The following is a 12227-nucleotide window of genomic DNA, read 5'->3' as shown; positions in this document are numbered from 1 at the left end:
GGATATTATGACGAAACTGAGTTTCCAGCTTTATAGCGCCCGCAACTTCCAGCCCTATTCGGCGATCTTCGAAAAGCTCGGCAAGGCCGGCTATCAGGAAGTCGAAGGCTTCGGCGGAATCTATGCCGATCTCGACGACGCCGGCCTGAACAGCCTGCGCGCCGAACTCGACAGGAACGGTCTCACGATGGCGAGCGGCCACTTCAGCCCCGACTTCCTCGATGGCGAAGTGCAGAAGTCTTTGAACATCGCCAAGATCCTCGGCATGGATTCCATCTATGCGCCGCATCTGGCTGCCGATGAGCGGCCGACCGATGGTGCCGGCTGGCTGGCCTTCGGCAAGCGCCTGCAGGAAATGAGCAAGCCCTACAAGGATGCGGGTTACGAGTTCGGCTGGCACAATCACGACTTCGAATTCGTCAAGCTCGCCGACGGCTCGCTGCCGATCGAGCGCATCTTTGAAGGCGCGCCTGACATCTCCTGGGAAGCGGATATCGCCTGGGTCGTTCGCGGCGGCGCCGATCCCTTCGCATGGATCGAGAAGCTCGGTTCGCGCATCACCTCGGCGCACGTCAAGGACATTGCGCCGGCTGGCGAAAACAAGAACGAAGACGGCTGGGCCGATGTCGGCCACGGCACGCTTGATTGGGCGAAGCTCGTCACGGCGCTGAAGGGCACCAAGACCAAGCATTACGTCGTCGAGCATGACAATCCGGCCGATGTCGATCGCCTGATCACCCGCTCGATCGCATCCTTCAAGACCTACTGAGGACCATCATGACCAAGGAACTTGGCGTCGGCATCATCGGATGCGGCAACATCTCCACCACCTACTTTTCGCTGGCCCCGCTATTCAAGGGCCTCAACGTCGTGGCCTGCGCCGACCTCAACATGCAGGCCGCCCAGGCCCGCGCAGAGGAATATGGCGTCAAGGCGCAGACGATCGACGAGCTTCTCGCCAATGACGAGGTCGACGTCGTCGTCAACCTCACCATCCCGGATGCGCATTTCCCGGTTTCGAAGTCGATCCTCGAAGCTGGCAAGCACGTCTATTCGGAAAAGCCGCTGGTTCTCACCCTCGAGCAGGGTGAGGAACTGCGCCGTATCGCCAAGGAGAAGAACCTCTCCGTCGGTTGTGCGCCGGACACCTTCCTCGGCGGCGCGCATCAGCTCGCCCGCAAATATATCGACGAGGGCGGCATCGGCCGCGTCACCTCGGGCGCGTGCTATGTCATGAGCCCGGGCATGGAGATGTGGCATCCGAACCCTGATTTCTTCTTCCTGCCCGGCGGCGGTCCGATCCTCGATCTCGGCCCTTACTACATCGCCAACCTGATCAACCTGATCGGACCGGTGAAGCGCGTCGGCGCGATGACCTCGATGGCGTCCGAGACCCGCACGATCACGAGCGAGCCGCGCAACGGCGAAACGATCCCGGTTAAGACGCCCACGACGATCCAGGCGATCCTCGAATTCGTCAGCGGCGCGACCGTGACGCTGACCGCGAGCTGGGACGTCTGGTCTCACCGCCATGCCAACATGGAGCTTTACGGCACCGAGGGCTCCATCTACGTGCCGGATCCGAACTTCTTCGGCGGCGTCGTCGAGGCAAGCGGCAAGGACAAGGACATCAAGCCGCTGGACGGCTGGGAGCATCCGTTCGGCATCTTCAACCAGGAGAGCCCGCAGGGACCGCGCGCCAACTACCGCACGGCGGGTCTGGCCGACATGGCGATCGCGATCATCGAGGGGCGCGATGCGCGTTGCTCGCTCGATCGCACGCTGCATGGCGTCGACGTCATGACCTCGATCCTGAAGTCCGGCGAGGAAGGCCGCTTCATCGAGCTGACGACAACCTGCACGCAGCCGGCCGCACTCGGCATCGAAGAGGCGCAGGCTCTCTTGAAGTGAGCCGCTAAACGACTATGGTCCGGCGCGGGCGACGAGCCCGCGCCTTTTTACTTAAAGGATCAGAATTATGAGCTGGCAACCGGCTTCCGACCGCTATTCGAAAATGAAATATAACCGCACGGGCCGTTCCGGCCTGAAGCTGCCGGCCGTCTCCCTCGGCCTCTGGCACAATTTTGGCGGCGACACGCCGCATGACCGCAAGATCGACATGTGCCGCACGGCATTCGATCTCGGCATCACCCACTTCGATCTCGCCAACAATTACGGGCCGCCTCCCGGCAGCGCCGAGACCGCTTTCGGCGAGATCATGCGCACCGAATTCTCAGGTCTGCGCGATGAACTGATCATTTCGTCCAAGGCCGGCTACGACATGTGGCCGGGTCCTTACGGCGAGTGGGGCAGCCGCAAGTATCTGATCGCCTCGTGCGACCAGAGCCTGAAGCGCATGGGTCTCGACTATGTCGATATCTTCTATTCGCACCGCTTCGATCCGGACACGCCGCTGGAAGAGACCTGCGGCGCGCTCGACCACATCGTTCGCTCCGGCCGCGCGCTCTATGTCGGCATCTCGTCCTACAACGCGCAGCGCACCCGCGAAGCCGCCGCCATCCTCAAGGAACTCGGCACGCCGTGCCTGATCCACCAGCCGAGCTATTCCATGCTCAACCGCTGGGTCGAGGACGACAAGCTGCTCGATACGCTCGACGAGGTCGGCATGGGGTCGATCGTGTTCTCGCCGCTGGCGCAGGGCATGCTGACGACGAAGTATCTCGGCGGCATCCCTGAGGACAGCCGTGCGGCGCAGAACCACTTCCTCAAGAAGGACTTCATCCGCCCGCAGATCATCGACAATATCCGCAAGCTCAACGAGATCGCGGAACGCCGTGGCCAGACGCTGGCGCAGATGGCGATCGCCTGGGTGCTGCGCGGCGACCGCGTGACGTCGGCGCTGATCGGCGCCAGCCGCTCGTCGCAGATCGTCGATTGCGTCAAGGCGCTCGACAATCTCGACTTCACCGCCGAGGAACTCAAGGAGATCGATGGCTACGCCCGCGAGGCGGACATCAATCTCTGGGCGAAGTCCGCGGAACGCGAATAAACCGAAGCGCCCGGAACGATCTTCCGGGCGCTTTTTTGCTGAGTTTTGATGTACGTGCCGCAAGCCGTACTTCAGGGAGGAGATTTCACCGATGATCCGCAACCCGATCCTGCCGGGCTTCAACCCGGATCCATCCATCTGCCGAGTTGGCGACGATTACTATATCGCCACCTCGACCTTCGAATGGTATCCCGGCGTCCAGATCCATCATTCGCGCGATCTCGTGAACTGGACGATGGTGCGGCGTCCGCTGGAGCGCCAGTCTCAGCTCGACATGCGCGGCAATCCCGATAGCTGCGGCGTCTGGGCGCCCTGTCTCTCCTATGCCGACGGGCTATTCTGGCTTGTCTATACCGACGTCAAGCGCTTCGACGGCAACTTCAAGGACGCGCATAACTACGTCGTGACCTCGCCTGATATCGAGGGCGAATGGTCCGAGCCCGTCTACGTGAATTCTTCGGGCTTCGACCCGTCGCTGTTCCATGACGAGGACGGCCGTAAGTGGTTCCTCAACATGCAGTGGAACCACCGCACCGAGAGCTTCGGCGGCGCGCCGAAGTCACCGGCCTTCGACGGCATCCTCATGCAGGAGTGGGACGCGGAAACGCGCTCGCTGAAGGGCCCGATCAAGAACATCTTCGCCGGCAGCCCGCTTGGCCTCGTTGAAGGGCCGCATCTCTTCAAGCGCAACGACTACTACTATCTGACGACCGCCGAGGGCGGCACCGGTTACGACCATGCGGTGACGATGGCGCGGTCGCGCGACATCGACGGTCCCTATGAAATGCATCCGAACAAGCACCTCATCACGTCGAAGGATCACCCTGAGGCCGTCCTGCAGCGGGCAGGGCACGGACAGTATGTCGAAACGCCGGATGGCCAAGTCTATCACACGCATCTCTGCGGTCGACCGATGCCGCCGAAGCGCCGCTGCACGCTTGGCCGCGAAACCAGCCTGCAGAAGTGCGTCTGGAAGGATGACGGCTGGCTCTATCTCGAGAATGGCACGACCGTTCCCGATGTCACCGTGCCGGGAATTGATGGTGCCGTGCCTGTCGAGACACCGATGCGTAGCGAGTACAGTTTCGAGGGTGGCAGTCTGCCTGCCGACTTCCAGTGGCTTCGCACGCCGAAGCCGGAGCGCATCTTCAACCTCACCGACCGGCCGGGGCATCTCAGGCTGATTGCGCGCGAAAGCATCGGTTCGTGGTTCGAACAGTCTCTCGTCGCGCGTCGCCAGGAGCACCACAGCTTCCGGGCGGAAACGGTGGTCGAATTCGATCCCGATACCTACCAGCAGGTCGCCGGCCTGACCCACTACTACAACAGGCACAAGTTCCATGCGATCGGCGTGACCCTGCACGAAAAGCTGGGACGCTGCGTCACGATCTTCTCCTGTGATGGCGACTACCCGAACAGCCGCCTCAGTTTCCCGGCAGGCAGTGGTGTGGCGCTTCCAGCGGAGGGCCGCGTACAGCTTTCCATGGAGATCCGGGACAACGACCTGCAGTTCTTCTGGCAGACGGAAGGCAAGGGGGCGTGGCAGCCGATCGGTCCGGTCCTTGATGCCGGCGTCGTCTCAGATGAAGGCGGGCGCGGCGAGCACGGCTCGTTTACCGGTGCCTTCGCGGGCGTCTTCGCCTTCGATACGTCGGGGCGCGCAAGGACGGCAGATTTCGACTGGTTTAATTACGACGAACTCTGATCGAGAGGTCGGATATCGCCCGGAAACCCGGGCGATATCGCATCTTTTAAATTAGTATATGCTTTTAAGTATGTGTTATGATTACAGAAGTTTAATCTAAGTTTCAGTTTCGGTTCATCTTTTTGAGCCTAGGTTCGGGGCGTTTTCAACACGAGGAACCTCCCAGTGAAAAAGCTCACCACCCTCCTTCTTGCCGCTACCGTAATCGCCGCTCCGCTGCTGGCAACGACCGAAGCGAGCGCCCAGGATCATCGTCGGCCGGTTGTTGTGGAGCGCGATGTTCACGTCAAGAAGTACAAGTGGTCGCGCGGCCATCGCATGTCGCAGGCCGAGCGCCGCAATATGCGCGACGTACGCGACTATCATCGCTACCGCCTGTCGGCTCCGCCGCGCGGCTATCGTTGGGTGCAGGTCAACAACGACTTCCTGCTCATCGGCTCGGTCAACGGCGTGATCGCGAACATCGTCATTCGCTAAGCACAACGCTTGATATCTGGAAGGGCGGCTTGAATGCCGCCCTTCTGATTCAATCGGGCGCCTGTTTGCGCAGGAGCCGTCGGATGGCAGCGGCTAGCCCGGCAATGGCGCCTGTTTCGACGTCCGCTTGTCGCGGTGCAGCCAATTCCTCGATCGGCGGCAAAGGGTCACATTCCTCGCAGTGATAGCGATAGGGTTTTGGAGCTTGCGTTGTCACGCCACGCGCTCTTCCCAACTCGCGAAGGAATCCGGCAATCCGCGCCATTTCTCCGGTGCAAAGGTCTGCTCCGGCACAAGGCACGCGTCGAGTTGCTGGCGTATCCAACCTTCGTCCATCGGATCGCTGCCAATGAAGACGATCTCCTGTCGGCGGTCGCCCCAGATCGGGTCGAGATAGGGCGATAGCGCTGTCAGGAAGCGTTCGTCCTCAGGCCATCGCTCGCGCGGCACGGACGACCACCAGAGCCCCATCTTGCTTGTCCGCAGCAAAGCCCCGGCCTGGCTGACTTCGCCGACGTGATGCGGACGGGTCGCCAGCCAGAAGAAGCCCTTCGCTCTCACGACCCCGGGCCAGGCGGTATCGAAGAAGCGTTGCAGTTTGGCAGGTTCGAAGGGCCGCTTTTCCCGATAGACGAAGGAGCGGATGCCGTATTCCTCGGTCTCAGGCACATGGTCGGAAAAGCCGTGCAGTTCCTTGTACCAGAGCGGATGCGTTTCGGCGCGCTCGATGTCGAAGCGCCCCGTTCCCAGCACGTCGCCAAGGTCGACCTGGCAGAAGTCGGTTTCAACAAGCTTGGCGTCCGGGTTGAGCCCCACGATGATCTGCCGTGCTGCCTGGCGCTCGGCCGGTGTCGCTGTGCCGATCTTGTTGAGGACGATCACATCGGCGAATTCGATCTGTTCGACCAGGAGGTCGATGATGGTGCGGCTGTCGCCGTCGCCTGCTGTTTCGCCGCGATCGGCCAGAAAGTCCGAGGATGCGTAGTCGGAGAGCAGGTTGGCTGCGTCGACCACCGTGACCATGGTATCGAGCCTGGCGATGTCGGAGAGGCTTGCGCCATCCTCGTCGCGGAACTCGAAGGTCGTCGCCACCGGCAGAGGTTCGGCAATTCCTGTCGACTCGATCAGGAGATAGTCGAAGCGCCCCTGTTTCGCCAGGTGGCGGACTTCTTTCAAGAGGTCGTCCCGCAGTGTGCAGCAGATGCAGCCGTTCGTCATCTCCACCAGCTCTTCGTCGGTCCGTGACAGGTTGGCGCCACCGTCGCGCACGAGGGCGGCATCGATGTTCACCTCGCTCATGTCATTGACGATCACGGCGACACGCAGACCCTGTCGGTTTCCAAGGATGTGGTTGAGCAGCGTGGTCTTGCCCGCGCCCAGAAAGCCCGACAACACCGTTACGGGAAGCTTCGTATTCATTCATCCATCCGATATGTTATATAGTTACATGCAGTGGGCTGAAAAAGGCGGACTGCGAGGTCCGCCTTTGGTGTCTTTCAGCTGTCTCGCGAAAGGCAGTCTTTCATGCTGTTGGCTATCCCGTGCATGAGGTTGAAATAGAGGTCCGGCCCGGCGTCGAGCGTGGCGGCCTCGGGATCGAGGACGCCGGCTTTCGCTTTCGTCCCCTCGATCACGACATCGACCAGTCGCGGCTGGAACTGCGGTTCGGCGAAGACGCAGGTGGCGCCGAGTTCGCCGACCTTCTTGTGGATCTCGGCAATGCGTTCCGCGCCGGGGATCGTTTCCGGGCTGACGGTGATCGAACCGGCGACCCGCACGTGATAGCGGTTCTCGAAATACTGGTAGGCATCGTGGAAGACGATGAAAGGCTTGTCCTTGACCGGTGACACGATGCCCGTGATTTCCTCGTCCAGCGCGTCGAGCCTGTCGTCCAGCGTCTTGGCATTGGCCTGGTAGGTGAGGGCATTGGCAGGGTCGGCGGCGACGAGGGTGGTGGTGATCTCGGTGGCCATCGCCTTGGCATTTTGCGGATCGAGCCAGAGATGGGTGTCGAATGCCCCATGATCATGGTCGTGATCTGCGTCGGCATGGGCATGATCGTGCCCATCGCCCGCATGGTGATCGTCACCGTCGTGGTCGCCGTCATCGTGCGGCTCGAAGGCGCCGCCTTCACGGAACTTGCGCTTGGTCAGGCCGGGCGCCTTGTCGAGCTCGGCGACCACGGCATCGGATCCGATCGCCTCCAGCGGCTTCTGCAGAAACGCTTCGAGCCCGGGGCCGACCCAGAATACCACCTTGGCGTTCTGCAACGCGCGGGCGTTCGACGGCTTCATATTGTAGGTGTGGGGCGAGGCGGCGCCATCGACGATCAGTTCCGGCGTGCCCACGCCCTGCATGATCGCCGATACGAGCGAGTGAATCGGCTTGATCGAGGTCACCACGACAGGCGCATCCGCCGTTCTGCCCGCCTCGGCAAAGAAGATGGCGGGGACTGCGAGAGTAAGGGCCATCGCGAATTTCATCGGTGTACTCCGCTTGAATTGCAATTGTAATGTTATTACATCAATTGCGTTATGCTATAACGTGTGCGATAGCAAGTCGCAACAGCACATTCGGAAAAATGATGTCCTCTCCTGCAAATTCCGAAGCGAAGCCATTGGTCTCGCTTTCCAACGTCGGCGTTCGCAGAAACGGCCGCTGGCTGGTCCGCGGCGTGGATTTCTCCGTCTCGCGCGGCGAGATCGTCACGCTGATCGGACCCAACGGCTCGGGCAAATCGACCACCGTCAAGACAGCGATCGGCGTATTGAAGCCCGACGAAGGAAGGGTGGAGCGTGCCTCCGGCCTCAAGGTCGGCTATGTGCCGCAGAAGCTGGCGATCGACTGGACGCTGCCGCTCACCGTGCGCCGGCTGATGACGCTGACCGGACCTCTCTCCGACGCCGATATGGCGGCGTCTCTCGAGGCCGTCGGATTGTCGCACATGCTCGACGCCGAAGTGCAGCATCTGTCCGGTGGTGAGTTCCAGCGAGCCTTGATCGCGCGCGCCATCGCCCGCAAGCCTGACCTGCTGGTGCTGGACGAGCCGGTGCAGGGCGTCGATTTCTCGGGCGAGATCGCGATCTACGATTTGATCCAGTCGATCCGCAACACGACGGGCTGCGGCATCCTGCTGATCTCGCACGACCTGCATGTCGTCATGGCGGCGACGGATACGGTGATCTGCCTCAACGGTCATGTCTGCTGCCGCGGCACCCCGCAGGCGGTCACCCAGAGCGCGGAATATGTCCGCCTGTTCGGCAGCCGTGCGGCGCAGGCGCTTGCGGTCTACAGCCACGACCACGATCATACGCATCTGCCGGATGGCCGGGTGCTGCATTCCGACGGCTCCGTCACCGATCACTGCCACCCCGACGATGGCCACCACCATGGCCAAGACGGGCACGACCACGCCCATCATGACCATGCGGGGCATGACCACGCCGGCCATAGCCACGATCACAGCCATGCTGGCGGCGATCACGATCACAGGCACCCGGCAGGAGAGCGCCATGTTTGACGATTTCTTCGTCCGCGCGATCCTCGCAGGGGTTGGCCTGGCGCTGACAACGGGTCCGCTCGGCTGCTTCATCATCTGGCGGCGCATGGCCTATTTCGGCGATACGATCGCCCATTCGGCACTGCTCGGCGTCGCGCTGTCGCTGCTGCTGCAGTTCAACCTGACGCTCGCCGTGTTCCTGGTGGCGGCAGCGGTGTCGATCCTCCTGCTGTTCCTGCAGAAACGCCAGGCGCTGTCGGCGGATGCGCTGCTTGGTATCCTCTCGCATGCGACGCTGGCGATTGGCCTCGTGATGGTCGCCTTCATGAGCTGGGTGCGCATCGATCTCATCGCCTTCCTGTTCGGTGATATCCTCGCGGTCTCGAAGACCGACATCGTGATGATCTGGGGCGGCGGCATACTGGTGTTGGCGGCAATCGCCTGGCTCTGGCGACCGCTTCTCGCCTCCACCGTCAATCCCGAACTTGCCGAGGCCGAGGGGCTGCAACCGGAGCGGGCGCGGCTCTTCTTCATGCTGCTGATGGCCGTCGTCATCGCCATCGCCATGAAAATCGTCGGCATCATGCTGATCACCTCGCTGCTGATCATCCCGGCGGCGGCGGCCCGGCGTTTCGCCGCGACGCCCGAGGTGATGGCCATCTTCGCCTCGCTGATCGGTGCCGTCGCCGTGGTCGGCGGGTTGTTCGGCTCGCTGACCTACGACACGCCCTCCGGCCCGTCGATCGTCGTCGCGGCCCTGATCCTCTTCATTCTGAGCCTGCTGCCGAAGCGCGGGCGCGGGCAGGCCCCGGAAGGACAACGTTCATGAATGCACCTGCTTTGACCAAGAACCAGGCTCTCGTTTTCGAGGTTCTCGAAAAGGCCGACGGACCGCTCAGCGCCTATACGATCCTCGATAGGCTGCGCGATCACGGTTTTCGCGCGCCGCTGCAGGTCTACCGTGCGCTCGAGAAGCTGCTCGAATATGGCGTCGTGCACCGGCTCGAAAGCATCAACGCCTTTGTTGCTTGCGCGCATCCCGACCAGAACTGCCACAGCCACGGCATCGTCGCTTTCGCTATCTGCGAGAGCTGCGGCCACGTGATGGAATTCCACGATCACGAGGTCGATCATCGCCTCATGGACTGGACGCGCGGCAAGAAGTTCAAGGCGGAGAAGACGACGATCGAGATCCGTGGCCTGTGTGAGGCGTGTGCGGCTTGACCATCAACTAGGCTTGCAACCGAACAATCGTAATGATTGCATTTATGTTTATATGTAACTATTGATTGTGCATGCGACTGAATTATGATGTGCGGCAGGGACCGGGGACCGCACATATGCCGAAACATCATCTACTCTCGTTTATCGTGACGATTCCGCTCGGTGGATGTTCCATCTTTGCGCCCGCTTACAACGAGGCCATCTACACCAAGCTCGATGGCGCGCATTCCAGCCTCACGAAGATCGAAACCGCGCTGGAGACGAAAGCGCCGCAGCACGCACGCTACCGCGACGTCGAGCCTTACTACATCGAGGCTTTGGCGATGGTGAAGGATGCCGGCGATATCGCTGAGCGGCGTCCTGTCTACCTGAAAGGCAAGCCCTCCGCGCATGCTGCCAAGCTGTTGGCCGGCAATATCGAAATCTGCCGGAAAGCGATCGAGACGTCGCGAGCGAGCTTCGAGGCGGGCGGCCAGCAGCCCAACGAAGCAGACAACATTTCGATCGTTCGGAACACCTGCGGCATTGCCAAGACGATGGAAGGCTCATTGAAGTAGGGAAAGATCCATGCCTGTTGACGCGACTTTCGCACCCACATCCGCCGAGGAATTGCTTCAGGGCCTACTGTCGGTCGCAGCCGGCACGGCCAGGAAACAATGGACCGCCATCCGTGACGAGATGACCTATCAGCTCGGCTTCATCGCGCAGAAGACGGCCAAGGTGATGGCGCAGCTGGCGGCGAAGACGATCACCGTCAAGGCCGCCGACCTGACGCTGCATCTGCTCGAACTCAATCTGAACAGCGCACTGTCGGAGTTCGAATTCCTCCTTTACGCGGCCGCGCAGAAAATCCTGAATGCCGTCTTCGATCTCGTGAAGACGGCGGTCAAGAACGTGACCGGCGTCGGCCTGTTGTTCTGACGGTCAGAGGGGACGCAGGTCGCGGGCAAAACGCTGCCAGTTGCCGACATATTTCTCGGCCGAGCGGCGCAGCCCCTCGATCGCCGCCTCGTCGAGCGTGCGGATAACCCGCGCGGGCGAGCCGACGATCAGGGAATTGTCGGGAAACTCCTTGCCCTCGGTGATCAGCGCATTGGCACCCACCAGGCAATTGTTGCCGATCCTGGCGCCGTTCAGCACAGTCGCGCCCATGCCGATCAACGAATTGTCGCCGATCGTGCAGCCGTGGACGATGGCGTGGTGGCCGATGGTGCAGCCTTCGCCGATCGTGACCGGATGCCCGGGATCGGTGTGCAGCATCGCACCTTCCTGGATGTTCGTGGCCGCGCCGACCACGACAGGTTCGTTGTCGCCGCGCAGCACCGCGCCAAACCAGATGCCGACATCGACGCCGAGCGACACCTGGCCGATGACATGGGCATCCGGCGCGATCCAGTAGGTGCCGGGCGCCGGCAGATCCGGCGTCAGTCCGCCGAGCGCGTAGACAGGCATGGACGTCTCCTCAGGCTACCTTCACCGACAGCGCGGCGATACCGTCGATACCGCAATCGACGCGGTCGCCCTTCTTCACTGCGCCGACACCGGCCGGCGTGCCGGTCATGATGACGTCGCCCGGCGCCAGGATGAAAAGCTTCGAAAGCTCGGCGATGATTTCAGGCACCTTCCAGATCATCTGGTTGAGGTCGCCATCCTGGACGCGCTTGCCGTTCAGCTCCAGCCAGATCCGACCAGCCGAGGGATGCCCGAGCTTGGCCGCCGGGACGATCGGCGACACGGGTGCGGAAAACTCGAACGCCTTGGCGACTTCCCAGGGACGGCCGAGCTTCTTGGCCTCCGCCTGCAGGTCGCGACGGGTGAAGTCAATGCCGACGGCATAGCCGTAGATACAATCAAGCGCCTTGTCGGCGGCGATATCCTGGCCGCCGGCCTTCAGCGCCAGAACGCACTCGACCTCGAAATGCACGTCGCTCGAGAGCGGCGGGTAGGGGAAATCACTGCCTGCGGGCAGCAGGTTCTCGGCGTTCTTCTGGAAGAAGAAGGGCGGCTCGCGGCTCGGGTCATGGCCCATCTCGATCGCGTGGTCGGCATAGTTGCGCCCGACGCAGTAGACGCGACGGACGGGAAAGGTCTCGGCGGTGCCTTCGACAGGAAGCAGGACGGGTTGCGGAAGGGGGATGACAGTCGCGGAAAGGGACATTGCAGGCTCTTGCTGTTCATGACGTCAGGCATCTTAGACGCAAACCCGGCGAGGGGGGAAGCATGGTTCGTCATGGCATGGGTAATTTGGACATGGGCGATTTGGCTGCGCATCGCCGCATTGCTGCCCTGCGCCCTGCAAACTGGCATTTCGC

General features: G+C 61.9%; 14 protein-coding genes. 10 read left to right on the top strand and 4 right to left on the bottom strand.

What is annotated here, in order from left to right:
• Positions 1-7: 7 nt before the first annotated feature.
• The 5 genes from ASE04_RS07900 (at position 8) to ASE04_RS07880 (ending at position 5192) form a co-directional block, all read left to right on the top strand.
• On the top strand, positions 8-769 hold the full coding sequence (locus ASE04_RS07900; protein WP_056814644.1) for a sugar phosphate isomerase/epimerase family protein: 762 nt from the start codon (positions 8-10) through the stop codon (positions 767-769).
• Between the two features lie 8 nt (positions 770-777).
• Entirely contained in the window at positions 778-1911 is a 1134-nt protein-coding gene (locus tag ASE04_RS07895) for a Gfo/Idh/MocA family protein (RefSeq protein WP_056814642.1), read from the top strand.
• 67 nt (positions 1912-1978) lie between these two features.
• Positions 1979-3010, top strand: a complete 1032-nt coding sequence (gene mgrA / locus ASE04_RS07890) for an L-glyceraldehyde 3-phosphate reductase (RefSeq protein ID WP_056814639.1) — start codon at positions 1979-1981, stop codon at positions 3008-3010.
• 91 nt (positions 3011-3101) lie between these two features.
• Positions 3102-4715: a glycoside hydrolase family 43 protein gene (locus ASE04_RS07885; protein WP_056814636.1), complete on the top strand. Its 1614-nt coding sequence runs from the start codon at positions 3102-3104 to the stop codon at positions 4713-4715.
• Positions 4716-4880: 165 nt separating this feature from the next.
• Positions 4881-5192 carry an RcnB family protein gene (locus ASE04_RS07880; RefSeq protein WP_056814634.1) on the top strand — a complete coding sequence of 104 codons (312 nt, stop codon included), beginning with the start codon at positions 4881-4883 and terminating at the stop codon, positions 5190-5192.
• Positions 5193-5405: 213 nt separating this feature from the next.
• On the opposite strand, the gene ASE04_RS07875 is transcribed toward ASE04_RS07880, so the two are convergent.
• Positions 5406-6611: a GTP-binding protein gene (locus ASE04_RS07875; protein WP_056814631.1), complete on the bottom strand. Its 1206-nt coding sequence runs from the start codon at positions 6609-6611 to the stop codon at positions 5406-5408.
• A 77-nt stretch (positions 6612-6688) separates the two neighbouring features.
• Positions 6689-7675: a zinc ABC transporter substrate-binding protein ZnuA gene (znuA, locus tag ASE04_RS07870; protein ID WP_056814628.1), complete on the bottom strand. Its 987-nt coding sequence runs from the start codon at positions 7673-7675 to the stop codon at positions 6689-6691.
• Between the two features lie 101 nt (positions 7676-7776).
• Here znuA and ASE04_RS07865 point away from each other — a divergent pair, with 101 nt between their 5' ends.
• The 5 genes from ASE04_RS07865 to ASE04_RS07845 all read left to right on the top strand — a co-directional run bounded on the left by ASE04_RS07865 (position 7777) and on the right by ASE04_RS07845 (position 10836).
• Positions 7777-8712 carry an ATP-binding cassette domain-containing protein gene (locus tag ASE04_RS07865; RefSeq protein WP_056814625.1) on the top strand — a complete coding sequence of 312 codons (936 nt, stop codon included), beginning with the start codon at positions 7777-7779 and terminating at the stop codon, positions 8710-8712.
• On the top strand, positions 8705-9520 hold the full coding sequence (gene znuB, locus ASE04_RS07860; RefSeq protein ID WP_056814623.1) for a zinc ABC transporter permease subunit ZnuB: 816 nt from the start codon (positions 8705-8707) through the stop codon (positions 9518-9520). The genes ASE04_RS07865 and znuB overlap by 8 nt, the downstream gene beginning before the upstream one ends.
• Entirely contained in the window at positions 9517-9915 is a 399-nt protein-coding gene (locus ASE04_RS07855) for a Fur family transcriptional regulator (protein ID WP_056814621.1), read from the top strand. Before znuB ends, ASE04_RS07855 begins: the two co-directional genes overlap by 4 nt.
• Before the next feature lie 116 nt (positions 9916-10031).
• Positions 10032-10472 carry a hypothetical protein gene (locus ASE04_RS07850; protein WP_056814618.1) on the top strand — a complete coding sequence of 147 codons (441 nt, stop codon included), beginning with the start codon at positions 10032-10034 and terminating at the stop codon, positions 10470-10472.
• 10 nt (positions 10473-10482) lie between these two features.
• Positions 10483-10836: a hypothetical protein gene (locus tag ASE04_RS07845; protein ID WP_056814615.1), complete on the top strand. Its 354-nt coding sequence runs from the start codon at positions 10483-10485 to the stop codon at positions 10834-10836.
• A gap of 3 nt (positions 10837-10839) precedes the next feature.
• Here the strand turns inward: ASE04_RS07845 and ASE04_RS07840 are convergent, their stop codons facing one another.
• Both ASE04_RS07840 and ASE04_RS07835 read right to left on the bottom strand, forming a co-directional pair.
• Positions 10840-11367: a gamma carbonic anhydrase family protein gene (locus ASE04_RS07840; RefSeq protein WP_056814612.1), complete on the bottom strand. Its 528-nt coding sequence runs from the start codon at positions 11365-11367 to the stop codon at positions 10840-10842.
• Positions 11368-11377: 10 nt separating this feature from the next.
• On the bottom strand, positions 11378-12073 hold the full coding sequence (locus tag ASE04_RS07835) for a fumarylacetoacetate hydrolase family protein (protein WP_056814610.1): 696 nt from the start codon (positions 12071-12073) through the stop codon (positions 11378-11380).
• Between the last annotated feature and the right edge of the window lie 154 nt (positions 12074-12227).

Source organism: Rhizobium sp. Root708 (assembly GCF_001429725.1).
Taxonomy (GTDB): domain Bacteria; phylum Pseudomonadota; class Alphaproteobacteria; order Rhizobiales; family Rhizobiaceae; genus Rhizobium.
Note: the sequence above shows the minus strand (reverse complement) of the source record. Positions and strands in the feature narration are given on the sequence as shown.